Annotated in this window: 24 protein-coding genes; 7 read left to right on the forward strand and 17 right to left on the reverse strand. The window is 34.4% G+C overall.

Annotated features, from left to right (window positions below; genetic code table 11):
• Positions 1 to 466: 466 nt before the first annotated feature.
• Positions 467 to 1,306, forward strand: coding sequence for a hypothetical protein (locus K0U91_RS13425; RefSeq protein WP_220179114.1), 840 nt, complete (start codon positions 467 to 469; stop codon positions 1,304 to 1,306).
• A 282-nt stretch (positions 1,307 to 1,588) separates the two neighbouring features.
• Here the strand turns inward: K0U91_RS13425 and K0U91_RS13430 are convergent, their stop codons facing one another.
• The 6 genes from K0U91_RS13430 to K0U91_RS13455 all read right to left on the reverse strand — a co-directional run bounded on the left by K0U91_RS13430 (position 1,589) and on the right by K0U91_RS13455 (position 5,341).
• Positions 1,589 to 2,035: a KTSC domain-containing protein gene (locus K0U91_RS13430; RefSeq protein ID WP_219969241.1), complete on the reverse strand. Its 447-nt coding sequence runs from the start codon at positions 2,033 to 2,035 to the stop codon at positions 1,589 to 1,591.
• Positions 2,036 to 2,260: 225 nt separating this feature from the next.
• Entirely contained in the window at positions 2,261 to 2,827 is a 567-nt protein-coding gene (locus K0U91_RS13435) for a hypothetical protein (protein ID WP_220179115.1), read from the reverse strand.
• Positions 2,828 to 2,847: 20 nt separating this feature from the next.
• Positions 2,848 to 3,429, reverse strand: a complete 582-nt coding sequence (gene nudK / locus K0U91_RS13440; protein WP_220179116.1) for a GDP-mannose pyrophosphatase NudK — start codon at positions 3,427 to 3,429, stop codon at positions 2,848 to 2,850.
• Positions 3,430 to 3,449: 20 nt separating this feature from the next.
• Positions 3,450 to 4,367 carry a TIGR01777 family oxidoreductase gene (locus K0U91_RS13445; protein WP_220179117.1) on the reverse strand — a complete coding sequence of 306 codons (918 nt, stop codon included), beginning with the start codon at positions 4,365 to 4,367 and terminating at the stop codon, positions 3,450 to 3,452.
• A 33-nt stretch (positions 4,368 to 4,400) separates the two neighbouring features.
• Positions 4,401 to 4,739 (reverse strand): hypothetical protein, encoded by a 339-nt coding sequence (locus tag K0U91_RS13450; protein ID WP_219969237.1) that lies wholly within the window; start codon positions 4,737 to 4,739, stop codon positions 4,401 to 4,403.
• A 5-nt stretch (positions 4,740 to 4,744) separates the two neighbouring features.
• Positions 4,745 to 5,341 carry an HPP family protein gene (locus K0U91_RS13455; RefSeq protein WP_220179118.1) on the reverse strand — a complete coding sequence of 199 codons (597 nt, stop codon included), beginning with the start codon at positions 5,339 to 5,341 and terminating at the stop codon, positions 4,745 to 4,747.
• Positions 5,342 to 5,515: 174 nt separating this feature from the next.
• On the opposite strand from K0U91_RS13455, the gene K0U91_RS13460 reads away from it, so the two are divergent.
• The 5 genes from K0U91_RS13460 to K0U91_RS13480 all read left to right on the forward strand — a co-directional run bounded on the left by K0U91_RS13460 (position 5,516) and on the right by K0U91_RS13480 (position 9,203).
• Positions 5,516 to 5,848 (forward strand): single-stranded DNA-binding protein, encoded by a 333-nt coding sequence (locus K0U91_RS13460; RefSeq protein WP_219969235.1) that lies wholly within the window; start codon positions 5,516 to 5,518, stop codon positions 5,846 to 5,848.
• Positions 5,849 to 5,873: 25 nt separating this feature from the next.
• Complete coding sequence (locus K0U91_RS13465; protein WP_220179534.1) at positions 5,874 to 6,332, forward strand: HRDC domain-containing protein; 459 nt, start codon at positions 5,874 to 5,876, stop codon at positions 6,330 to 6,332.
• Between the two features lie 137 nt (positions 6,333 to 6,469).
• Positions 6,470 to 7,840, forward strand: coding sequence for a histidine--tRNA ligase (gene hisS, locus K0U91_RS13470; RefSeq protein ID WP_220179119.1), 1,371 nt, complete (start codon positions 6,470 to 6,472; stop codon positions 7,838 to 7,840).
• A 17-nt stretch (positions 7,841 to 7,857) separates the two neighbouring features.
• A complete protein-coding gene (locus K0U91_RS13475; RefSeq protein ID WP_219969233.1) occupies positions 7,858 to 8,394 on the forward strand; it encodes a PH domain-containing protein in 537 nt (178 codons plus the stop codon).
• Between the two features lie 11 nt (positions 8,395 to 8,405).
• A complete protein-coding gene (locus K0U91_RS13480; RefSeq protein ID WP_220179120.1) occupies positions 8,406 to 9,203 on the forward strand; it encodes a class I SAM-dependent methyltransferase in 798 nt (265 codons plus the stop codon).
• 53 nt (positions 9,204 to 9,256) lie between these two features.
• Here the strand turns inward: K0U91_RS13480 and K0U91_RS13485 are convergent, their stop codons facing one another.
• From K0U91_RS13485 to K0U91_RS13495, 3 genes are all read right to left on the reverse strand, one after another.
• Positions 9,257 to 9,499, reverse strand: a complete 243-nt coding sequence (locus tag K0U91_RS13485; protein WP_220179121.1) for a YtxH domain-containing protein — start codon at positions 9,497 to 9,499, stop codon at positions 9,257 to 9,259.
• A gap of 99 nt (positions 9,500 to 9,598) precedes the next feature.
• Positions 9,599 to 10,441 (reverse strand): isoaspartyl peptidase/L-asparaginase, encoded by an 843-nt coding sequence (locus K0U91_RS13490; protein WP_220179122.1) that lies wholly within the window; start codon positions 10,439 to 10,441, stop codon positions 9,599 to 9,601.
• 81 nt (positions 10,442 to 10,522) lie between these two features.
• Complete coding sequence (locus tag K0U91_RS13495) at positions 10,523 to 11,407, reverse strand: cyanophycinase (RefSeq protein WP_219969229.1); 885 nt, start codon at positions 11,405 to 11,407, stop codon at positions 10,523 to 10,525.
• Between the two features lie 186 nt (positions 11,408 to 11,593).
• Between K0U91_RS13495 and cphA the strand changes: the two genes are divergently transcribed.
• Positions 11,594 to 14,221, forward strand: a complete 2,628-nt coding sequence (cphA, locus tag K0U91_RS13500) for a cyanophycin synthetase (RefSeq protein ID WP_220179123.1) — start codon at positions 11,594 to 11,596, stop codon at positions 14,219 to 14,221.
• A gap of 103 nt (positions 14,222 to 14,324) precedes the next feature.
• Here cphA and K0U91_RS13505 read toward each other — a convergent pair whose 3' ends face one another.
• The 8 genes from K0U91_RS13505 to K0U91_RS13540 form a co-directional block, all read right to left on the reverse strand.
• Positions 14,325 to 15,506, reverse strand: a complete 1,182-nt coding sequence (locus K0U91_RS13505) for a hypothetical protein (protein ID WP_220179124.1) — start codon at positions 15,504 to 15,506, stop codon at positions 14,325 to 14,327.
• 73 nt (positions 15,507 to 15,579) lie between these two features.
• Complete coding sequence (locus K0U91_RS13510) at positions 15,580 to 16,413, reverse strand: type 1 glutamine amidotransferase (protein ID WP_219969226.1); 834 nt, start codon at positions 16,411 to 16,413, stop codon at positions 15,580 to 15,582.
• A gap of 33 nt (positions 16,414 to 16,446) precedes the next feature.
• A complete protein-coding gene (locus K0U91_RS13515) occupies positions 16,447 to 17,565 on the reverse strand; it encodes a carboxylate-amine ligase (protein WP_219969225.1) in 1,119 nt (372 codons plus the stop codon).
• 23 nt (positions 17,566 to 17,588) lie between these two features.
• On the reverse strand, positions 17,589 to 18,542 hold the full coding sequence (locus K0U91_RS13520) for an ATP-grasp domain-containing protein (protein ID WP_219969224.1): 954 nt from the start codon (positions 18,540 to 18,542) through the stop codon (positions 17,589 to 17,591).
• A 44-nt stretch (positions 18,543 to 18,586) separates the two neighbouring features.
• Positions 18,587 to 19,300: an alpha/beta hydrolase-fold protein gene (locus tag K0U91_RS13525; protein ID WP_219969223.1), complete on the reverse strand. Its 714-nt coding sequence runs from the start codon at positions 19,298 to 19,300 to the stop codon at positions 18,587 to 18,589.
• Positions 19,301 to 19,404: 104 nt separating this feature from the next.
• Positions 19,405 to 20,616, reverse strand: coding sequence for an ATP-grasp domain-containing protein (locus K0U91_RS13530; protein WP_220179125.1), 1,212 nt, complete (start codon positions 20,614 to 20,616; stop codon positions 19,405 to 19,407).
• 141 nt (positions 20,617 to 20,757) lie between these two features.
• Positions 20,758 to 22,173: a M17 family metallopeptidase gene (locus K0U91_RS13535; protein WP_220179126.1), complete on the reverse strand. Its 1,416-nt coding sequence runs from the start codon at positions 22,171 to 22,173 to the stop codon at positions 20,758 to 20,760.
• Between the two features lie 4 nt (positions 22,174 to 22,177).
• The gene (locus K0U91_RS13540) at positions 22,178 to 23,299 is read right to left on the reverse strand and encodes an alpha/beta hydrolase (RefSeq protein WP_219969220.1); all 1,122 of its coding nucleotides are present in this window, start codon (positions 23,297 to 23,299) and stop codon (positions 22,178 to 22,180) included.
• Positions 23,300 to 23,403: the final 104 nt, after the last annotated feature.

A 23,403-nucleotide genomic window follows, 5' to 3' on the forward strand; every position in this document is an offset into this window, starting at 1 on the left:
AATAAATTGTTTAAATAATGAATTTTGTAATTTTATATAAATTATAGTATGATATATACATATATTTAACATTTTTTAAAGGTTAGATATATGTTAAATGTGATTTTTTTTATAAAATTAATTATTAGTTTTGATATGTCAATTGTGACAAATAACAAAATTTATATTTTAATTATAAAGAAATTAAAAAATTTAAAAAACACAGAAATTAACAATCTATCAAAAATTAAAGGTGGGGATTATTACAAAATGACCGAATACCAACGAGGAAATTGCACTGTTACAGATGTTATAAACTATGATGACAATATGGGAAAGAAACTGGTAGGGATAATGAAGTAACAGTATCTTGCCCTTCGTTGTCTATTAATTAAAATTTCGCAAAATTTTTCTTTAAAGAAATTGGTCTCGTCATTCATTACTGACAAGGCTAATCTTTTGTTATTAACTTTTAAAAGATTATAAAATGATAAAAAGAGGGTATCTACTGGTGTGCATTGTGATTTTTACATTCACTCATGCGCAGCAAAAATATTATGAATCTATGATTGCTATAGATGTAGCAATCAAACAAAATAATTACAAAGAAGCTTATACTATATTACAAGGAATAAAAGAACCTTTGTCAGATTTAAATAAGAGAACTGCATTAGATATATATCTGAAAAACGATAAAAAGAAACCGGCTCTGAAATTAATACGAGAATTGGGTGAGATAAATTATCATGTAAAATATATGCTTACAAAAGATTCATTGATATTGAAGGCTATGACCAAAGAAAGATTTTACAAAGCATATAACAAAGGGCTGAAAAAATTTATTGTAAACTATAATCAAGAATTTAGTGATATCATCACCGAATCTCAGTATTTGGATCAATATGTAAGAACCAATGAATCATTTACTAAACTAAAAAGGGAAACAGATTTTCTAAAAGAAACTGATCTATCTAATTATAAAAGGATTTCACAGCAAATCGATAAATATGGTTTCCCTACCGCTAAAACTATTGGTCAGCATAACCTTAATAATCTTGATCTTATTTTAATGCATTGCACCCGATATGATGACAGCATATATACCAAAGTAGTATCTTATTATGAAGCTGCCATAAAAAATAAGAATTTAAGACCAACGGACTTAGGATATCTAATAGATGATCATGATGCGGTTATACAAGAAAAAGCGACAACTTTTGGGCTTAAAACGCAGACCTCAAAGGAAGGACAAAAGCTATATGAAGAAAAAAAAATAACTATTATGGATTTGATTAAAGATAAAAAATATATTGAATTTAACCCATAAAAGATATAAAAAACGTAGATGCTCTGCGAAAAAAATATTTTCTTCCGATGGTATGGCAACAGGCTATATTAAATGAGATAAAAAAGCTGCCACCTGGATATGAAAGAAAATACGATTAATATAATTACCCAAGCAAATAATACAGTCTCTGATACAGTATGTGAATATCTTTTAGGAAAAAAAATACTTTTTAACAGAATTAACGATAACGATTTTTATCCCGTTACTTTTGATGTTAAGACTATAAATAAAGAGCTTAGGATAAAGATTATAAATCAGAAATTAATCTGCCATTACTTCACCAGACTTTCTGTAGATGAAATTTCCATAGATATGTCTTCTGGCAAAACGGCTTGGCGAATCAGAATTCACCATTTTGATGTAAGTATTTCTTGGGACACCGATATATTCAAACATTTTACCATTCAGATGCTGCACTTTTAAAATCTGTTTTTCAAGATAAAAATCTGTAATGATAGATGTTGTGATCGTCTCCGTATATTCTTCTCTATATTTTTCCTGTGTTTCTTCGTTGATGCTTACCAAAAAATGATAGGCTTCAATGATTGATTTGCTTTTTTCTTCAGCTTCTAATTTCCCTTCTTCATCATTGATAAATTTATCAGGATGCGTATCTTTCATCGTATTCCTGTAAATGGTTTTTAAGTCTTTTAAAGTTGCCGTTTTATCAACGCCAAGAAGCTTTCTGTGCTCGCCAATTCTTTTCATATGAAGATATTTATTGATTTTAAAAGGTCATAAGCAATCGCTTTATCGTGTATATTTGTATACAAAATTCTGTCTAAGCGTTTTCATACGATATAATCCTTTTTACGGGATGCAAAATTAGGCTTTTTAATTGTAAAACTGTAAGTTATTCATTATTAATTTATTTGGAAATGAAATGCTTGTCAAATTTTACATAAATCATTAATCGTCATATTCATACAATAGTTATTCCTGATCAATATAAGTCAGCTTGGCATCTTTTAAAAATTCATCAAGATTTATATTTTTAGCAGCCTTCGAATTAGTTAATTCAATAAAATAAACAACAGAATTGGGAAGGTTCCGATTTTTGGTTATCAATCGGAATCTTTTTACTTTATCGTTTAAATTGAGAAACGTCATTTCAGAAATTTTCACAGTGATATTATTGACATCAAAAGAAGCTTTCGGGTCTTTCTGCAATTTCAAAAATCTTTTCTGTGTTTTATCAGTGGTTTCATCCAGAAACTTCTCCATCTGATAGTCTGTCAAAAGCTGCGGATAAATCAAGCCTTGCTTTAAGATCGAAACAGTTAATTGATCAGATTTATCAAATAAAATCGCTTTGTCGTCAAACAAAACCTGATTATCCCTTACGGTAATTTTTCCGTCAAACCTTTTATAACTTTTCTTTTTATATTCCCTCTTAAAATGTTCGGAAGCGTGCTGATCTTTTGCATTCAGTACTTCTTTTTTCTGACCAAAAGCTACAGAAAATAATAGACAAAGGATCAGCGAAAATTGCAGTTTCATAATTTCTATTTTATTTAAATCTACATTAAATTTTTAAGGCGCAAATGTTGAAGAAGCATAATGGTTTTTGCATCTTTGATATCACCGGAATCAATCATTTTATGAGCTTTTTCAATATCGATTTCCAGAACTTCAATATCTTCTCCCTCTTCTTGCAGACCACCACCATTGTTGATTTTCATTTCATCAGAATATTCTGCAATGAAGAAATGAAGAATTTCTGTGACAGATCCGGGTGACATATAGGCTTCAAAAACTTTTTCAACCTTCGATATTTTGTAGCCTGTTTCTTCTTCGGCCTCTCTTATTATACAATCTTCAGGATGATTATTGTCTAATAATCCTGCACATGCTTCGATCAGCATTCCGGTAGAATTTCCGTTGATGTAAGTCGGCATCCGGAATTGTCTCGTTAAAATTACCGTTTTTTTGGCTGCGTTATATAACAAAATCACAGCACCATTTCCCCTGTCATAGGCTTCTCTGCTTTGGGTTTCGGTCTTGCCGTCATTTTTTAAAACATTGAAAGTGATCTTTTTTAAAGTGTACCAGTTATCTGATAAAATTTCAGTCTTTTCTATATGTATGTTTGTATTCTGCATAGATTGTACAATCTTATTGATTATGTAAGTTTATTATTTTTGAATAAATCTTCTAAAGCATTTTTTAAATCAGGAAATTTAAATTGAAAACCTGCGTTCTGCAGTTTTTCTGAAGAAGTTCTGGAGCCTTCAAGCAATACGACAGCGAGTTCACCAAAGATAAGCTTCATTACAAACCCCGGAACATTGGGCATAAAGAGAGGTTTGTCTAAGACTTCAGCAATTTCTTTCGTCAAGTTTTCATTATCAGTATGTTGTGGCGCAGAAGCATTGTAAGCACCGCTTACATTTTCGTTTTTTAAAGCAAATTCAAAGACCGAACAAATATCATCAATATGAATCCACGGTATGTACTGTCTGCCGCTGCCAATAGGCGATCCGATCCCAAATTTTACAGGAACAGACATCTTTTTTAAAGCTCCTTCTTTTTCGGAAAGTACAATAGATGTCCGAACTTTTACCACTCTTTCAGCGAGACCCTTCTCCAAAAATTCATCAGCAGCTTTTTCCCAACGGATAACGACTTCACTTAGAAAATCATTTCCCTTTTGGTCATCTTCCTTAAATATTTTCTCTGAAGTAATGGCTCCGTAAATGCCGACAGCTGATGCCGAAATAAAAGATTTAAGCTGAATATTTTTCTTTTGTAAGGCTTTAAGAATTAATTGTGCAGAGTCAACACGGCTCGAGATGATTTCTTTTTTTCGCTCTTCAGTCCATTTTTTTTCTGAAATATTGGCTCCGGCAAGATGTATGATATGACTTACATTTTCAAATGCATTTTCATCAATGATTCCTTTCTCAATATTCCATTCAAATTCATTTTCATGCTTTTTTGTTCTTGTTAAAAACCGGATAGCATATTTATTTTCAAGTTTTTTAGCCAAAGCTTTTGCTAAAGTTCCGCCTGCTCCGGTTATGATGACAATTTCTTTCATGTTTGATTTTTATTTTTCTGCAATTTGTAAAGATTAATTTTTAACTATTAAAATATAATCATCATCCAAAATTTTGTAACCCTGGTCATAGACAAATTTGTATTCCGAGCCATTTTTATAAACTTTAATCTGCGTAAAATAATTAAAATCAAATCCTAAGCCACCGAGTTTAGACTTGCTGATTTTAGTTTTACCTTCTATATTGGTTTCGCTCAAAATCCGGTAATTGCGGCGGAGTTTATTATTTACATTCCGCATCAGATTGCTCGAGTCTTTATTTTGTTTATTGTTGTAAGCGTTTCTACAGGCATCATTGCAGAATTTTTTATCTGATCTTCCAATGATTTTTTCGCCACATTCCAGACAGTTCATAGTGTTTAATTTTTCAATGGGTGTTTGTGTTTTTTATGTAAAAGCTTTTTCCACTTAGCACTTGTAGGATAACTTCTGTTTTTGGTAACATTGTTAAAAATCAATGCCGTTACAAGCAAGATAATACACCCAGACAAAACGGGTGATAGTGCATACCAATATCCTAAATCAGAGATTTTTCCTGGTGATGTCACCGCGATCAAAGCTGTAGCTCCGCCTGGAGGATGAAGTGTTTTTGTGTACTGCATCAAAACAATCGAAAGCGCAACTGCCAAAGGTGCAGAAAGCCACAAAACATCTGGAACGATTTGATAAACCGTAACTCCCACCAAAGCCGAAATTACATGGCCACCGACAAGATTTCTAGGCTGAGCCAGAGGACTTTGTACTGCCCCGTAAATCAAGACACTTGATGCACCAAACGAGCCTATAAGAAATACATTTTCTTGTTCCAGCAAATAGTGAGACTGTAAAAATGCAATAATTCCTATTCCGAAAAAAGCGCCCAGAAATGACCAGAAATGTTCTTTATAGTCAACCAGCGTCTCCTTATAAATTACATATTTTGATACCCGATAGGTTCTCTTTAAAGCTTTCCTCACAGTTTGATATTTTAAAATTTAAAGATACAAAATATCCGTTTGCAAACGACTACAAATGTATTTAAATATTTTTCTACCGATTCTCATTTCAAAATTCAACAATCTTTGCAACAGAGATTTGAGAAAAAAGTGAACGTCTCTTATCTGAATTATTAATCTTTAAAATATAAAGTTATGTCACTAAGAAACAAAGTAACATTGATTGGTTACACAGGAAAAGAAGTAGAAATGATGACTTTCGACAACGGAACTCTAAAATCAACTGTATCATTAGCTACAAACGATCATTACACCAACGCAAAAGGTGAAAAAGTAGAAGAAACGCAATGGCACAGCCTTGTTGCATTTGGTAAAACAGCAGAAATATTTCAGAAATATGTTCCGAAGGGTAAAGAAATTGCTGTTGAAGGTAAAATTACCTACAGATCTTATGATGATAAGGATGGCGTGAAAAGATATATTACCGAAATCAGGGTTGAAGAAATATTGCTTTTGGGCGGAAAATAGACATAAAATTCTAAAATCACAAATGATGAATATAAAAGTTTTAAAAGTAAGAATTGCAGATGAATTTCTACTCCAGGATCAGCATATGATTGATGATTTTTTGAATAAGCATGAGATTATTAAAGTAGAAACCGCATTTGTGCATGATGAAAGTTTCTGGTCTGTTGTCTTATATTTTAATGAATATAAAAGTACTTCAACCAATAATGTTGTCAAAGATTCAAAAGTAGTAAAATACTCTGCAGAAGATGAAATCCTCAATGATGATGAGATTAAAATTCTGGATGCATTAAAACTTTGGCGTTCCGAAAAAGCGAAAGAACAGAATCTTCCTTCATATTTTATAGCAACCAATAAAGAGCTGATTTCTGTAGCAAAATATAAGCCTGTGAAAATTGAAGAATTGCTTGATATCAAAGGTTTCGGAAAGCATAAAATTGAAAATTATGGCGAAGAAATTTTAGAAATTCTTGAAAGTGTCTGAAATAAAAAACACTAAAACACAAATGATGAAATAAAGGGCAGGCGAAACAATATCTCCAGCCTTTTTTATTAATTTAAAAGTCCTTTCAATTCCTTATTTTTGCACTTTAAATCATTTATTAATCATCAATTATAATAATGAAGCCAAGCTTAGCAAAAGGAACGAGGGATTTTACATCATTAGAAGTTTCAAGAAGAAAATACATCATCAATATATTACAGAAAAACTTTGAACTGTTCGGATTTCAGCCATTAGAAACTCCAAGCTTTGAAAATCTTTCAACTTTAACCGGAAAATACGGAGAAGAAGGAGACCGTTTGATTTTTAAAATTTTAAATTCAAGCATCAACGAGTCTAAAGATGAAAAGAAAACTCAGATGTTAAATGATTTTCAAAAAGCTTTAGATAAACCGTTCAGTGCTGAAAGTCTTACAGATAAAGCTTTGCGCTATGACCTAACGGTTCCTTTCGCAAGATTTGTCGCGATGAATCATGGGAAACTGACTTTCCCCTACAAACGTTATCAAATCCAGCCGGTTTGGAGAGCAGACCGTCCGCAAAAAGGAAGATTCAGAGAATTTTATCAGTGCGATGCCGATGTAGTAGGAAGCGAAAGTTTATGGCTGGAGGTGGATTTGGTACAATTGTATTTAAAATCTTTTGCTGAATTAAAAGTTTCGGTGACTATTCACATCAATAACCGAAAAATTCTTTCCGGTTTGGCAGAATATGCAGGAATTACAGAAAAGCTGATCGATTTTACCGTTGCTTTAGACAAACTGGATAAAGTTGGGAAGGATGGAGTAGTAAAGGAACTTTTAGAAAAAAACATTTCGCAGGAATCAATTGATAAATTAGATTTCCTCTTTAACCAATCGACTGATGCATTAGAAAATCTTCTTCAGCTTAAAGAAAAATTTATTGGAAATGAGATAGGCCTGAAAGGTGTTGAAGAATTAGAATTCGTTATTACTCAATCGATTAATCTCGGTATCAATAGTCAGGATCTGGTTTTTGATATTACATTGGCTCGAGGTTTAGATTATTATACAGGAGCGATTTTCGAAGTGAAAGCAGATGAAGCACAAATGGGCTCAATTGGCGGAGGTGGAAGATATGACAACCTTACAGAAGTTTTCGGAGTAAAAAATATTCCGGGAATCGGAATTTCTTTTGGTTTAGACAGAATTTATCTTGTTATGGAAGAATTAAATCTTTTCCCAGAAGATGCAACCTCAAACGTAGAATATCTGTTCGCTAATTTTGGGGGTGATGAAACTTTGGAAGCTTTAAAACTAATCAACCAGCTGAGAGAAAAAGGTATTTCTGCAGAATTGTATCCCGAAAACGCGAAAATCAACAAGCAATTCACATACGCAGAAAAGAAAGGAATTAAAAATCTTGTCTTCTTAGGCGAAGAAGAAATTAAAACTAAAACGGTTACTTTTAAAAATCTGGAAGCTGGGGAACAGAAAACGCTTTCTCTTGAAGAGTTTTTAAATCTATAATTGCATAAACAAAAACAATGGATGAAAAATCAAGACTTAAGCAAATAAGAGAAGAACTAAATCAATTAGATATAAGTCCTACTTTTTTTGCCAGAAAAGAAATCAAAGAATTGCCAAACATTCTTTCTGAAGGTGAAAAGATCATTTACTTAGTTGAGGGCAGAAACAAAACAACAAAGCATCACATTGTTTTGGTCGGAACCGACAGAAGGTTGATTTTCATCGATAAAGAATTCCTGTACGGATTAAAAGTGGAGGATTATTCTTATGATAAAGTTGCTTCCATTCAATATGAAACCTCATTTATGCTGGCTTCGATCGATGTCAATGTTTCAGGCGATATCGTTGAGATTGATGGAGTTGGGAAGTATGAAGCTGAATTGTTCTGTGAGAAAGTGCGAGATTTTATGTCTCGTCCGAAAGAATTTTTTCAGACAAAATCTGAACCCACTATTCTTGATCAGTTAGAACAATTGGGAAGATTAAAGGAAAGCGGAGTTCTGACCGAACAAGAATTTGATGAACAGAAAAGAAATCTACTTGAAAAACTATAAATTTAGAATCAATGGAAAACTATCTCGATATCAATAAAAATTCATGGAATGCAAGAGTAGAACCTCATCTGAAATCTGACTTTTATTTTTTGGAAGAATTTTTACAGGGAAGAAATTCACTTAATTCTATTGAATTAGAACTTTTTGGAGATATAAAAGATAAAAGTATCCTGCACCTGCAATGCCATTTTGGTCAGGATTCTATTTCGCTTTCCAGAATGGGCGCAAAAGTTACGGGAATCGATTTGTCTGATAAAGCAATTGATGCTGCAAAAGATTTGGCAAAACAATGCCACACAGATACCCAATTTATCTGTACAGACGTTTATAATCTTCCATATGTTTTAGATGAAAAATTTGATATCGTATTTACAAGTTATGGTACCATTGGCTGGCTGCCAGATTTAGAAAAGTGGGCACATGTTGTTAATCACTTTTTAAAGCCAGAAGGTAAGTTTATCATGGCAGAATTTCATCCCGTTGTTTGGATGTATGATGATGATTTTAACAGAATAGTATATAATTATTTTAATGAAAAACCAATTATAGAAACATCTGAAGGAACTTATGCTGATACTTCTGCAGAGATTGTTCAGGATTATATATCATGGAATCATCCTTTATCAGACGTTCTGCAAAATTTAATGGATAAAGAGATGGAAATAGAAAAATTTCAGGAATTTGACTGGTCACCGTACCCTTGTTTCAAAAACGTGGATCAATTTGAAAATGGAAAATGGAGAATCAATAAATTCGGAAATAAAATTCCGTTGATCTATGCAATAAAAGCAAAAAAGAAGTCATCATAACGATGGCTTCTTTTTATATAGAATGTAAATAATATTAAAGTGTAATTTCAAATTTAATAATTTGATGTCGTGTCTTCAACTTTTGTTTTTGCTTCGTCAAATTTATTCTGAGCCTGTGAAGCTACATCATTAGCCTTTTCTTTAAGATCATTTCCCCATTTATTAAGGTTATACTTTGCACTGTTAATCTTATCTTTTACAGCTTGCTGCTGCTCCGGCGTCGATTTTTTGTATTTCCAGTATGCTAAAGCACCTACTCCTAATAACGCTAATAATCCGTTTGTCTTATTTCCCATGATTTCTGATTTTAAAAGTTATATTTAAATTTGTTATACAACTTAGTATGTAAAATACGTGCCAAAAAAAACCAGGGATTAATAAAGTAATGTTAAAATTTATTTAAATGATTCAAAATTTTCTCCGTCGAAACTTGCAAAAACCATTGTGGGATGAGAATCCTTATGATACAAATTTCCGCTTTGATCAATAGCAATTGCGCCAGCGAAACCATCAATTTTCTTTAGTTCTGTAAAAGTTTTGCTAAATGCCTCTTCGAGATCCATACCATCGGTCACCCTTGTGACAATTTTTGTTGCTGTGGCATTGCTTACAATATCTTCTCCCACTCCGGTACAGCTTACTGCACAAAATTCATTGGCATAATTCCCTGCAACAGTTGCAGAATCAGAAATTCTCCCGGGAAGTTCAAAACCTTTGCCACCGGTTGAAGTTGCAACCGCTAATTTTCCTTCTCTATCAATAGCAACGCAGCCCACGGTTCCTTTTCCACCGTTATTTAGTTTGGCAACATATTCCTTTCGTCGTTGGGGAATTTCGGTTGAATAATTTTCAAAACCATGTTCTGAAGCATATTTTTTCGCACCGTTTCCGCCAAGAACACGGTCATCTTCCTTCATTAGATATTTTGCAACTAAAATCGGATTTTTTACATCCCGTATATTGATAACGCCGCTCATTTTCTGAGTTTCACCATCCATCATTGCAGCACTCATACGAATAATACCGTCACTTTGTATTTGTGAGCCGGTTCCTGCATTATATAATTCATCATCTTCTAAAAGTGAAACTGCGTAAGCCACGGTTTCAAAAGCTGAATGGGTTTCTAAATATTGGTAAGCCTTTTTAGCAATCTCTTTTAAAGAATTTTGTTTAGCAACCTTCACCTCATGGCTTTGGTCACTTTCAGAGAAAAAACCTCCGTGGATGATGATTTTCATAGAAATATGTTTGATATAAAATAATTGCTGATTAATGTTCGCAAAATACCATTTGTCAACAATCAGTTACTATTAGGTGTTTTAAATTTGAGGGATTGGATTAAATTGTGAATTTTCAATTGTTAATTTTCGGGTTGTCAGATCATAATGATCATTCATTGACATCACATGCACCGTAAGATTGTCAATGGAAATAGGTTCACCCAAATTAATATTTGTAAGATTGGTATCTTTTATAAATCTTCCGTCAACAATAATGACAAGTCCAGATCCTACAGCAGTCATCGTATCATTGTGGATGAATAACCCGGTATCTTCACCTAAGCCTATTCCCAAAGTCCTCGGATTGTTGACAACAGCCTGAAAAAGACGTCCGATTCTACCTCGTTGCACAAAATGAGTATCAACGATGACATTATCTATTAACCCAAGACCTTGTGTAGTTTTTATTTCACCTTTCAACAAAGCTTCAGAGCTGCTTCCTTGATAAATCATGTTTTCAGAAGCCGCAGCTGCACCAGCAGATGTGCCAGAATAGATAAAATCCTGCTCCTGATATTTCAGTAAAATGGTATCGTGAAATCTTGTTCCGCCAAGAATAGAGGTGAGCCGCAGCTGATCACCACCGGTAAACATGACAACATCGGCAGCATTAGCTCTGGCGACAATAGCATCAGAATTGGCCTCTTCACGGTTGTGAACGTCAAGTATATTTACATTTTTAGCTCCTAAAAATTCAAAAGCCTTTTTATATTCCGCACCTACAATTTGAGGGATTTGTGATGCAGTAGTAATTACTTCAATAATCGAATTTTCTTTATTTTTAGATTCGGTAATGATCTTTCTTAAGATTCCTCTTTCAAAAAAGTTAAGATTTTTTTCAATATTCTGATCGTAATCGGTTTCGGAGAAACTGCCTTTATTAACTGCTCCACCGATAATAATTAATTTTCCAACAGGTTTCATAGTTTGCAAAGTTAGAAAATTATTAATTGTTGAGAAAATAAGAAAGGCTTTTTAATGCATTTGCTTTGATTTTAAATTGATTATACATTTTAAAGTTTTTTAATAAATCTTTAAAGAGTCTGTGGTTTTTTTTAAGGTTTTACATTATCTTTGATTTTAGAAGATACTTTTATTAAAAGATAAACTATGAAAATTGAGAAGATACAAGCTTTGAGGGGACCTAATATCTGGAGCATTAGAAGAAAGAAGCTGATACAAATGCGTTTGGATCTTGAAGAGATGGAGAATTATCCAACCAATAAAATCGAAGGTTTTCGTGAACGAATAGAAAAGCTGATCCCATCATTGATTACGCACAGGTGTTCTGAAGGTACACATGGTGGCTTTTTCCATCGTGTAGAAACAGGAACATGGATGGGACATGTGATAGAGCATATTGCTTTAGAAATTCAGACATTGGCAGGTATGGAAACCGGCTTTGGAAGAACCCGCGAAACACGAACACCCGGAGTATATAATGTAGTTTTTGATTATATTGAAGAAAATACAGGTATTTATGCTGCCGAACAAGCCGTAGAAATAGCTAATGCATTAATAGAAGGTACTGAATATGATATTGTTGCCTGTATCCAAAGGTTAAAAGAAATAAGGGAACGTGTACGTTTGGGTCCTTCTACAGGAAGTATCGTTCAGGAAGCGGTATCCAGAAAAATTCCCTGGATAAGACTTGGTAGCAATTCATTGGTTCAGCTCGGCTATGGTGTTAATCAGCAGAGATTTCAGGCAACCATTACCGGAAAGACGAGCTCTATCGCGGTAGACATTGCATGCAATAAAGAACTGACTAAGAGAATGCTGCATGATGCAGCAATTCCTGTTCCTACAGGTGATGTAATTACTGATGAAGAGCAGCTTCGAAGTGTAATTGACAAAATAGGCTATCCTATTGTAACCAAACCTTTAGACGGTAATCATGGAAAAGGTTCTTCAATTAATGTAAATGATTGGGAAGCTGCAAAAATTGGTTTGGAGCACGCTCAGAAATATTCCAATAAAGTAATTGTTGAGAAATATATTACCGGGTATGATTTCAGAGTTTTGGTCATAAACAATAAAATGGTTGCTGCGGCACGGAGAGTTCCGGCCCATGTTGTAGGTGACGGCGAAATGAATATTCAACAACTGATTGATAAAGAAAATAAAGACACTAGAAGAGGATACGGACATGAAAATGTACTTACCGAAATCGCAGTAGATAAAGATACTACAGAATTACTTGATAAACTTCAATATACTTTAGAAACTGTTCCTCAAAAGGGAGAAGTCGTTTATCTAAAATCCACAGCCAATCTTTCAACAGGGGGTACTTCCATTGATGTTACCGATATGGTACATCCGGAAAATATCACGATGGCAGAAAGAATTTCTAAAATCATCGGTTTAGATGTTTGCGGAATTGATATTATGGCCGAAAACCTTACCCAGCCTCTAAAGGAAAGCGGCGGAGCAATTATTGAAGTAAATGCTGCACCGGGTTTCAGAATGCATCTTGCACCTAGCGAAGGCCTTCCGAGAAACGTCGCAGCACCGGTTGTAGATATGTTATATCCTCAGGGGAAACCATTCACAATTCCTATTATTGCGGTTACGGGAACAAATGGGAAGACGACTACCACAAGACTAATATCGCACATTGTTAAAAATAATGGGTACAGAGTTGGTTTTACTACATCAGACGGTATTTACATTCAAAATACAATGCTGACGAAAGGCGATACCACCGGACCGGTCTCTGCAGAATTTATATTAAAGGATCCAACGGTAGAATTTGCCGTACTTGAAACTGCAAGAGGCGGAATTCTTCGTTCAGGATTAGGTTTTTCTCAGTGTGACATCGGAGTTTTGACCAATATCAAAGAAGATCACTTAGGTTTGAATGACATCCATAATCTAAAAGATTTAACCAAGGTAAAAAGGGTAGTACTCGACAGCGTAAAGAAAAACGGCTGGAGTGTTCTGAATGCCCAAGATGAATATTCTATGAGAATCATCAATGATTTACCGAGCAATGTTGCTATTTTTAGTTTAGACGAAAACAATGAGTACATCAAGAAGTTTGCTAAAGAAGGAAAAATTACCTGCGTTTATGAAGAAGGTTTTGTAACCATCAAAAAAGGCGATTGGAAAATAAGAATCGGAAAAGCCAAAGACTTCCCGATTACAATGGAAGGAAAGGCGAAATTCATGATTGATAATGTATTGGCAGCGAGTTTAGCTTGTTATCTTCAAGGTTTCGGAATTGAGGATATTTCAAATTCATTAAGAACATTCATTCCGAGTGCACAGCTTACACCGGGCAGACTGAATATTTTTAAATTTAAAAACTTCAAGGTTTTAATAGATTTTGCGCACAATCCTGCCGGATATGAAGCTATTGAAGATTATCTTAAAAATGTAGAATCAACCAAAAAAATAGGTATTATTTCAGGAGTGGGCGACCGTAGAGATGAAGACATCACATTGTGCGGACAAATCGCCGGAAGAATGTTTGATTATATTATTATCCGAAACGAAAAACATCTTCGTGGAAGAAAAGAAGAAGAAATCAACGGTTTGATTATCGACGGAATACAAAAATCCGGAAGAGATGTCAGCTATGAAATTATTCCGAAGGAAATTGAAGCCTTAAAGCATGCGATGAGCATGGCTGAAGAAGGCACATTCATTACCGCTTTAAGCGATGTTATTTCAAATGCTATTGATCTCGTACAGGAATATCAGGCAAGAGAGTTGCTAGAAGATGGTAAAGTTTAATTAAAATTTGCTTAAAATTATCGGCGGGCTTCGAAGAAGCCCGCCGATAATCACTATTTTACAAAACCTCAGAAGTTCTGAGGTTTTTATGTTTTGCTTTCATTTAATCTGCAAAAAAAGCATTGGAACTCCCAATCCAGATCGCATCTTTTTTATTAAAATCCACATTTACCATAGCAGCTTTAGTCATTCGTCCTAAATTTTCAAGGAGAATAGGCCGCTCATCCTGATCTCTCCAAATATACAACAAGCGTATTTCCGCCTTTGAAAATTCACCGTTGATATCTTCAAAAACCGGTTCGTAAGTAACTTTTCGCTGTAGGATATAATTTTCTTTATCCTCGATTTCATCAGTAATTTCTTTTGTCGGATTTAGATTGACCCCGCTTCCTGCAAATGAAAACAAAGGTTTCAGGACAAAATTTTCTAAGCTTTCATGATCTGGAAATTCGTGTAGAAAATAACTTTTCGGAACAAACTGATGTTTCAGCATGGGCAAAAGAAACTTAGAAATTTTAAAAAACCAGTTCGGATGCGTAACCCATTGTACGTCTGCCTCTTCACGGAAATCAAATTCAAGCTGAAGATCCGGAATTCGATCTAATTCATCAAAAATAACCCGGTTATAAATTCTTTTAATCTGAATCTCTCTCCCGTCATTTTCATAAAACAATTTATTACCTTTTTTCTTCACTTTCGTAAGACAAACTGTTTTTATTCCCAATAGTTTTTCCGTTAAGGCAAAATCTATTGCTGTTTTTTGTTTCTCCGGAAATATTTCTAGCAAAATTACATTCTCAGAGTCTTCATTACCAACAATCAACTCCTTCATATAGTTTTCAAACTCTTCATGAGGCATTTTGTTTTTAATTTCATTTAAGAAAGGATAAATTTCGCAAAATGTTTCTTCAAAAACTTTTTGAAATGCGTAAAGCGAAGGAAAGGCCTGCAATTCTATCAATTGCGGTTCAATTTCTCCGTTCTCACTTCTGCATATCCCAAAATCGATGGTGAAAAAATGAGGTTGAGCAGTATCATTCGGGACTTTACAATTTTCCGGAATGGCTTTTTCTAGAGTGCCTGAAGGTAAAGCTTTGATTTGATCGATAATGCTTTCGCTTGCATCAATCAATTTATTTTTAAAGTCATTGGTAAGAAACATCGGGCTTTCAGACAATCTGAATGCGGGTTCGATGCCACTTTTTTCCTTTAGAGTTTGTTTAAACTGCTGATATTTTTCCTGGGTAAATTCCTGATTAAATTGTTCTCGGTATTTTGAAATCATATTTCTTTTCTTTGTGATTTTAAAAAATCGAGCAGTTGTGCTCGATTTTTTGTATTAATAGTTATTATTTACATTAAGCCAAAGCCTTAATTTCTCTCAAGATGTTTTTTTTTGCAAAACTCAAAAATCTGGGCAAAATCTGAGCTTGTGTAAGAACGATTTTATCATCATCATTCATTCTGTCTAATGTTTCAAGATATTTCTCTGTTCCGAAATTCTCTATCATGGCATTTTTGTTCTTTTCGTCTTTCAGATTTTCAATCATCCCTGCAGGATTGGCTTCAGGATGAAACTGTGTTCCGAAAATTTCTTCGGAAAAACGAATAGCCATAATTGCTCTTTCCAGATTAATATGCGGACGGAATTTTTCAATTGCAACAACCTTCATTCCCAACTCATTAAATCTAGGATAATCGGGCTCAATAAATTGATAAGCCCTTGAATCTACTGCATAAAAAGGATCGGGCAAGTTTTTTAATAAGAATTCTTGCTCACCTTCTTCAGTTTTGTGCACAGGCATTACACCAAAAGAATAAGATTTTCTTTTACATATATTTCCTAATTTCCAATGTATGCTTGCCAGCTGAAAAGAATGACAAATTAAAAACAGGTATTTTTTTGAATCATTTTCCTTGTTGTAATAATATACTGAATCTAAAAAATCGGCAAATTTCTGTTCCCAATCATGTCCTTCCCTGTGAGGATTTCCGGGACCTCCTGATGAAATAAATATATCAAAATCTTCAATATTCGGCATTTCATTTTTATATCTTACATCAAAAACCTGAATGCTGATATTCTCTTCAGATTGTTGCCGGAAAGCCTCAGAAATTTCTTTGATATTTTTAAATCCTTGATTGACATGGTTATTATTCATGTCTAGCAAAGCAATTCTTACATCTTTCATAACTTCATAATTTATGCAAAGTTATTAAAAATATTACGAAGCATTTTCGCTATGCGTAATACCATATTCTGTTTCAGAGATCATGTAATCAACGACTTTCTTCAGATCTCCCGTTTCTTCAAAGACTTTAAGTTGTCGGTCTGCACCTGTTCCGTTTTCTAGAATCGTCCATGCATATTCGACCTCTTTTCTACATCCTAAATCGTCTACAACATCATCTATAAATTCTAGTAATTCTTTCAACAAATCCGCATAAGGAACAGATTCTTCTTTTCCAAAATCGATCAATTGAGAGTGAATTCCGTCTCTTGAAGCACGCCATTTATTTTCATTCAACAATAATCTTCTGTAGCTTCTGAAACTTAAATTCTGCTGGTGCAATTTGTAAATTTTTGCTACCAAGCTTTGCATGATTGCAGCCAGACAAACTGTTTCTTCAATTCGTAAAGGCATATCACAAATCCTGAATTCGATAGTGGGGTAGAACGGATGAACACGCAGATCCCACCAGATTTTTTTCGCATTATCGATCGTTCCTGTTTTTACCAAAAGATCAACATAGCTGTCAAACTCTGCCAAAGAATTGAAATAGCTAGGAATTCCTGTTCGCGGAAATTTAACAAAAATCTCCTGTCTGTATGATCTGAAACCTGTGTTTCTACCAATCCAGAAAGGTGAATTTACGGAAAGCGCATAAACGTGCGGTAAAAAATATCGCATTACATTCTGAATTCTTACTCCTTCCTCACGGTTTGGAATCCCGATGTGAACATGCAGACCAAAAATAAGATTTCCACGGGCCACATCGCCCATGTCATCTACAATTTTGTTGTAACGCTCGCCATTGGTGATAGTATTGTGTTCCCAATTTGAAAAAGGGTGCGTTCCGCCACCGGATACACGAAGTCCTTGTTCATGCGCAGTATTAATGAGGTGTCTCCTCAGATTCGTCAGCTCAGTCTGAGCTTCCTGAATGTTTTGGCAGATTCCGGTCTCCATTTCAATCATTGATTCGTGCATTTCGTGCTTTAAGTTTTCACTTAAAACCGCCTTTCCTCCTTCAATGATTTTTGAAACATGTGAAACCAAATCTCTGCTTTCCAAATCGATGATCTGATATTCTTCTTCAATGCCAATAGTAAACTGATGCATTTTTTTTCTGTGTTTTATTTAAATTATTTTACTGAATTTTTTACGAAAGTTCCCCAAGAGATATTCTGTTTTCCAGGAACATATTCTTTTGCTTTTTCGATAGCCAATTTTGCAGAATGTTCTACAATCCACGCAAAGTTTTCTTCACCAACGGAGTTTCTGTCAGCATCAGGTGCAGGATTACAGAAATCAATAGCATACGGAATACCATCTCTTACCGCAAATTCTACGGTATTGAAATCATATCCTAAAGCTTCATTCATTTTGATGGTGTAATCATGAATGACTTTCAGCAATTTTTCTAAATCTTTTCCTTCTGTCTGATGTGTAGTAGCATATCTCAAATGATGCGGATTTCTTGGTTCGTACGGCATAATGTGAACATATTTTTTACCTAAGCAATACACCCTGTAATAATCCTGGAAAACAATTTCTTCCTGTACCATCATGACCAATTGCTCTGTCTCTCCCAGTTTTTCCCAAAGATCTTCTGCATTTTCAACCCGGTAAACGCTTTTCCAGCCTCCACCATCATGAGGTTTCATATAAGCGGGGAAACCAACATAATTAAAAATGTAATCCCAGTCATGCGGGAACTTCAGGTTTCTGAATGATGTTTCTGAAGTATCTGTCGGTCTTTCATATGATGGAAGCAAAACAGTATTCGGCAGTGGAATTCCTAGTTTAGACATTAATGCATTATTGAAAAATTTTTCATCAGCACTCCACCAAAATGGGTTGTTGATAACGTAAGTTCCATTCAATGCAGCGTTTTTTAAATATGCTCTGTAAAATGGAACATCCTGAGAAATTCTGTCAATAATAACGGCATAACCGTAATCTGCACCTTGTTCCAATTTGTCGATTGTTACTGCTTCGGCAACGATTTCTCCTTTACCAAGTTCGTTTACTTTATCAATAAATGCCCACGGAAACGTATCTTCCATACCGAATAGAATTCCTACTTTTTTTGCCATAATTTGTTGTTTAATGTTTATTTTGTTATTTGAGTTGTTTCTAATTAAGAGAAAAAGGTCCCTATAAAATCAGGGAATGCCATTCTCCAGAGTGGCCAATCATGATTGATCCATTTTTTTTCATCATACCAGAAATCGATTCCTTTGGAGCGGAGAATTCCTGCCATCTCTACATTTTTATCTCTACAGATATCTTCATCTGAAGTGCTCAGAACAATGTGCATATGTTTGTATTTCCATGCCTGATCATCTTTTACAAATTCTCTCGGACAGTTAAAATAAACCAATTCATCGGAATAACCGTCCATAAAATTTCTGATGCTGAATGCCCCCGAAAGACTGAATAGATGAGAAACTACATCTGGAAATCTAAATGCAAAATTGGCTGCATGATATCCTCCGAAGCTCGCTCCGGCAACTGCAACACGATGGGTTTGATGCATTTTCTGAATGTACGGTACAAATTCCTGAATAAGAAACTGTACATATTTTTCATAGTTTCTTATTCTCTGTTGTGGTGAAATTTTATCATCATAAAAACTCCATGCATCAATCGTCTGAATATTGTATAATTTCACTTTTCCCTGCTCAACAAACCAATTGATGCTGCTGTTCAAATGAAAGTCATGATTTTGAGTGTATTGTCCCTGAGAAGTCGGAAACATGATAATAGGATAACCAAAATGTCCGGTAACTTCAACTTTGAGACTTGTTCCTAATATATGTGAGTAATAATCTGTGTGTTCTATATGTGGCATGTACTGTTTTAGTTTTATATTTAAATTTAAGCGAAATCATCTGAAATTAATTACTTCCAAATTAATAAGTTTCTGGATTCAATTAATTTAATGATAATTAATCATTATGCAGTCGGTTTTTCTTTCGGTGGAATAATATTGAGTAAATGTGCATGTATTTTTTCAGCAGCACGATCAAGTCTTTCAACTACTTTTTCAGAATCGTTTGATTTGTACACAATTCCTACATGATAATCTATCGGAAGGAATTTCACGACTTCTTCACATTCAAACTGGTTGTAATCGGGTTCTTTATCTTTAATCAAAGCTACAATCAATCCAGAATAATATCCTGTAGGTTTAGAAACTTCGTAGTTTTTGCCTCTCAAAAGTGCATCTTCAATTTTCGCCCATTCGCGCCAGATATTAATATTGCTCGAAGCTTCCACTAAATCTGGAATATGTGCACCGCCAACTCGTGACGAAGTTTCAAGAAAATACCATTTTCCGTCTTCTTTTCCGCGGATAAATTCTGTATGTGTAGCGCCGTTGAGCAGACCAAAATTCTTCAAAACTCTTGTATTGGCTTCGTCCAACGCTTTAAATTCGTCTGAATATCTTCCCAAAGTTTTGGTTCTAAATACTCCACCTTCATGAGAAACTTCCATGGGTGGTGCTAAATATTTTGATGCGGAAGTGAATACGATTTCTTTATTAAATGTCAAACTGTCAACGTGATAAACATCTCCGGGTTTGAAGCTTTCTAAAAGAAATAAGTGACGTTCTTCACCAAGTTTTTCCAATGCTTCCCAAAGCGCTTCTTTAGTCTTTAGTTTTTTAATTCCGGATGCAGATGCTTCGGATCTTGGCTTAAGAACCCATGGAGCAGAAATTTTATTGGTGAAATTCTCAACTTCCTGATCATTAAATACTGCAGTAAATTCAGGTACATTAATTCCTGAATCTTTTGCTTTCTGGCGCATTGCGAGTTTGTCTCTGAAGTAACGATGTGTAGTCTGTCCCATTCCGGGAATACGGAATGTTTCACGAATTAAAGCCGCTTTTTCTACATCATAATCATCTAATGCAATGACGGCATCAACTTTTCGAGTTTTCATCAAATGTGAAAATCCCTGAACGAGGTGATCTAAATTCCAGACAGACGGTTTCATTTCGGGCATATAGAAAACCTCGTCAATGGCCTCCCAAGGCCAATTTTTTTCTTTAAGATTTTCCGATGTTATTAATATAATTTTATTTCCGAGTTTCTTCATCTCTTCCATAAAATCGTAACCTTTGTAATAGCACGAAATGCAAACAATAGTTTTCTCCTCCATATAATGTTTTTTAATTTTTGATGAATTTTCAAAAATAAAAGCTATTTTTTATTGATGTTTTAATGTTAAAAATCAATAATCGATGCGTATTTGAAAAATCACTAATCAATTATACAGAGATTTTTTGAAATAAACTAATTTTTAATGATAATTTTCAATTAAATCAGCCAATAGTTGAACGCCATAGCCGGTTGCTGCCTTATCTTTAGCATATCCTACATTTCCGAAGGCAACTCCGGCAATATCCAGATGTGCCCAATTGCTGTGGTCTTCAATGAATTCTTCCAAAAATTTTGCTGCGATAATGCAGTCACCTATGGGTTTCATTGAAATGTTTTTAAAATCAGCCACATCAGATTGAAAATCATCTTTCCAGATATCCCACAGAGGCAGATTCCACAATCTCTGATTGGTTTTATCACCTATTTTGATTAAAAGATTCTTTAAATTTTCATTATTAGAAAATAGGGCACCACAAGTGTCACCAAACATCCTTACCGAACTTCCTGTAAGTGTGGCCAAATCAATCAGAACATCAGTTTTGTAGTTTTTAGAAAGGTAAGAAAGTCCGTCTGCTAAAGTCATTCTGCCTTCGGCATCAGTATTCAGAACCTCTATTGTTTTCCCATTATATGCTGTAATGACATCACTTGGCAAATACGCGTTTTCAGATACGGCATTGTCGGTAATAGGCAAAATTGCAGTGATATTTACAGGCAATTTCATCTGTGAAGCATAAATTAAAGCTCCGATTACAGCAGTTGCGCCACCCATATCAGATTTCATATAGTGCATATTGTCTGATGCTTTGATGGAAATTCCGCCGGTGTCAAACAGAACACATTTTCCGACCAATCCGAAAGTTTTTGCATTTTTGACAGTCGTTTTGTATTCTAAAATGGTAAAAGCCGCATCATAAGCGCTTCCCTGATTGACAGATAGGAAAGCCCCTAGACCTAATTCATGGCATTTTTTCCTGTTAAATACGGTATATTTCAGCTGATTTTTTTTTGCTAAATTTTTCAAATACGCATTAACGGCATTTGGTCGTTTTAAATTAGCCGGTTTGTTGAGCCAGTCCTGACAGGCAGTTTGTCCTTCGCAGATTGCATCGGCTCTGTTGGAAATCACGTCTAATTTTTTCTGACTTAAATTTCCAAAATGACATTCAAATTTATCGCTCCAGAAAATGTGGCTCTTCTCAAACGGATAATAATATGTTCCCAACACAAGCCCTTTTACAAATTCTTCAAACTGTTTTTCATTAATAAAATCTGCTAAAAGCAGAGTGGGAACAGCGAGAAAATTCTTCTTGTGAGCCTGAGAAAATTTTACTGCAACCTGCTGAAATTCAAAATTCTGAAGATCAGATTTTCCAAGACCGATAAAATAAGTGATGGTTTCTTCTTTTGCTTCAACAAAAATCTCATTTTTCTTCCCTGAAAATAGAAGAGATATATTTTTATTGTAGTTTTTGTAGTTTTTGGTCCAGGATTCTTCTGTGAACAATTCAAAAACCTGTGTGTAATTTTTATTTCTTTTATTTAATAGTTTCATAATATTAGTTTTCTATTGTATCCTGATGCGGTGTAACTTCCACCGGATTTTCTGTGTTATTGTAAAATAACCATTCAATGGCTCTCGGGAATTCCTGTGACCAGTAAAATTCGTTGTGAGAACCTTCGGGATTGATATTGGTTTTAAATTCAAAATCAAAAAGATTTTTCTTTTCCCATTTTTTTAAATAGTTTTCAAAAACTTGTATCCTTTTAACCATTTTGGAGCCTTCCTGTTCGCCACCATACAGATATATCTTAGTTTTAAAAGGAACTCTGAAGCTCATCATCGGAAAATTGTTATTTGGTTCAACCCAAAGTGATGGAGAAAAAATTAAAAGTTTTGAGTATACTTCAGGATACAAAAATCCACTGTAAATACTAATCAAAGCACCTAAAGAGCTTCCCCCAATTCCGGTATGATCACGGTCTTTTTTCGTTCGGTAATGCTCATCTACAAAAGGTTTTAAAGTATCTGTAATGAAGCGGATGTACTTTTTTCCTTCAGAGCCATTGGCAACATTATCATTGTCAAAAATATATTCTTTTATCCTTTCTTCGCTTCCGTGTTCCACAGCGATGATAATAACATCGCCACGACCATATTCAGCCAGAATAGACAGTTTTTTATCTATTTCCCAGTTTCCATACGGGCTTCCTTCATTGAACAGATTTTGTGCATCCTGGAGGTAAAGAACAGGGTATTTTTTGTCTGAAACGTAATAATCGTAAGGTAGAAGTGCCCAAACTTTGCGGTGTCTGTCAAGCTGAGGAATGTAAAATTCTTCGGAAATTATCTCAACAATTGGAAAAAACTCTTCTTTGAAAGGTCCCCAGTTAAACCTCCATTTTTCGACGGTGTGAGAGACGTCTCCTGAAGATTTGAGAACTTTTTTATTAGGCGTTATGCTTCCATATTGATCGAGCTCTACATTTTCCCATCCGCCTTTTGTAAACTTAAATTCGATAATATCAGAGAGAAAATCATCAAAAATCTCGATGTAATAATTGTGAGGATCTATTTGTGTCAATTGGTAGCGTGAATCTTTTGGATTCCAGGTATTGAAATTCCCGGTTATGAATATCGGTCTTTCATCTGCTTCACCTGTGTAAAGTGTAAACTTCATGTGCTTTAAAAAGTAGAAATTAAATTAAACCGCTAAAAGTATAAAAAATCTTTTTATATAAGTTACTTAAAATTAATAAAAAACACACTTTTTCAAAGTAAAAA

Origin of the sequence: Chryseobacterium sp. LJ668 (assembly GCF_019613955.1) — a bacterium.
Taxonomy (GTDB): Bacteria; Bacteroidota; Bacteroidia; order Flavobacteriales; family Weeksellaceae; genus Chryseobacterium.

Bases quoted from the DNA above. Each gene is read 5' to 3' on its own strand.
- K0U91_RS13495 (WP_219969229.1), bottom strand. From the start codon at position 11,407: ATGAAACCTGTTGGAAAATTAATTATTATCGGTGGAGCAGTTAATAAA.
- K0U91_RS13530 (WP_220179125.1), bottom strand. From the start codon at position 20,616: ATGGAGGAGAAAACTATTGTTTGCATTTCGTGCTATTACAAAGGTTAC.
- K0U91_RS13465 (WP_220179534.1), top strand. From the start codon at position 5,874: ATGAATATAAAAGTTTTAAAAGTAAGAATTGCAGATGAATTTCTACTC.
- K0U91_RS13435 (WP_220179115.1), bottom strand. From the start codon at position 2,827: ATGAAACTGCAATTTTCGCTGATCCTTTGTCTATTATTTTCTGTAGCT.
- K0U91_RS13450 (WP_219969237.1), bottom strand. From the start codon at position 4,739: ATGAACTGTCTGGAATGTGGCGAAAAAATCATTGGAAGATCAGATAAA.
- K0U91_RS13485 (WP_220179121.1), bottom strand. From the start codon at position 9,499: ATGGGAAATAAGACAAACGGATTATTAGCGTTATTAGGAGTAGGTGCT.
- K0U91_RS13475 (WP_219969233.1), top strand. From the start codon at position 7,858: ATGGATGAAAAATCAAGACTTAAGCAAATAAGAGAAGAACTAAATCAA.
- cphA (WP_220179123.1), top strand. From the start codon at position 11,594: ATGAAAATTGAGAAGATACAAGCTTTGAGGGGACCTAATATCTGGAGC.
- K0U91_RS13425 (WP_220179114.1), top strand. From the start codon at position 467: ATGATAAAAAGAGGGTATCTACTGGTGTGCATTGTGATTTTTACATTC.
- K0U91_RS13445 (WP_220179117.1), bottom strand. From the start codon at position 4,367: ATGAAAGAAATTGTCATCATAACCGGAGCAGGCGGAACTTTAGCAAAA.
- hisS (WP_220179119.1), top strand. From the start codon at position 6,470: ATGAAGCCAAGCTTAGCAAAAGGAACGAGGGATTTTACATCATTAGAA.
- K0U91_RS13505 (WP_220179124.1), bottom strand. From the start codon at position 15,506: ATGATTTCAAAATACCGAGAACAATTTAATCAGGAATTTACCCAGGAA.
- K0U91_RS13460 (WP_219969235.1), top strand. From the start codon at position 5,516: ATGTCACTAAGAAACAAAGTAACATTGATTGGTTACACAGGAAAAGAA.
- K0U91_RS13515 (WP_219969225.1), bottom strand. From the start codon at position 17,565: ATGCATCAGTTTACTATTGGCATTGAAGAAGAATATCAGATCATCGAT.
- K0U91_RS13520 (WP_219969224.1), bottom strand. From the start codon at position 18,542: ATGGCAAAAAAAGTAGGAATTCTATTCGGTATGGAAGATACGTTTCCG.
- K0U91_RS13480 (WP_220179120.1), top strand. From the start codon at position 8,406: ATGGAAAACTATCTCGATATCAATAAAAATTCATGGAATGCAAGAGTA.
- K0U91_RS13535 (WP_220179126.1), bottom strand. From the start codon at position 22,173: ATGAAACTATTAAATAAAAGAAATAAAAATTACACACAGGTTTTTGAA.
- K0U91_RS13540 (WP_219969220.1), bottom strand. From the start codon at position 23,299: ATGAAGTTTACACTTTACACAGGTGAAGCAGATGAAAGACCGATATTC.
- K0U91_RS13490 (WP_220179122.1), bottom strand. From the start codon at position 10,441: ATGAAAATCATCATCCACGGAGGTTTTTTCTCTGAAAGTGACCAAAGC.
- K0U91_RS13510 (WP_219969226.1), bottom strand. From the start codon at position 16,413: ATGAAAGATGTAAGAATTGCTTTGCTAGACATGAATAATAACCATGTC.
- nudK (WP_220179116.1), bottom strand. From the start codon at position 3,429: ATGCAGAATACAAACATACATATAGAAAAGACTGAAATTTTATCAGAT.
- K0U91_RS13525 (WP_219969223.1), bottom strand. From the start codon at position 19,300: ATGCCACATATAGAACACACAGATTATTACTCACATATATTAGGAACA.
- K0U91_RS13430 (WP_219969241.1), bottom strand. From the start codon at position 2,035: ATGAAAAGAATTGGCGAGCACAGAAAGCTTCTTGGCGTTGATAAAACG.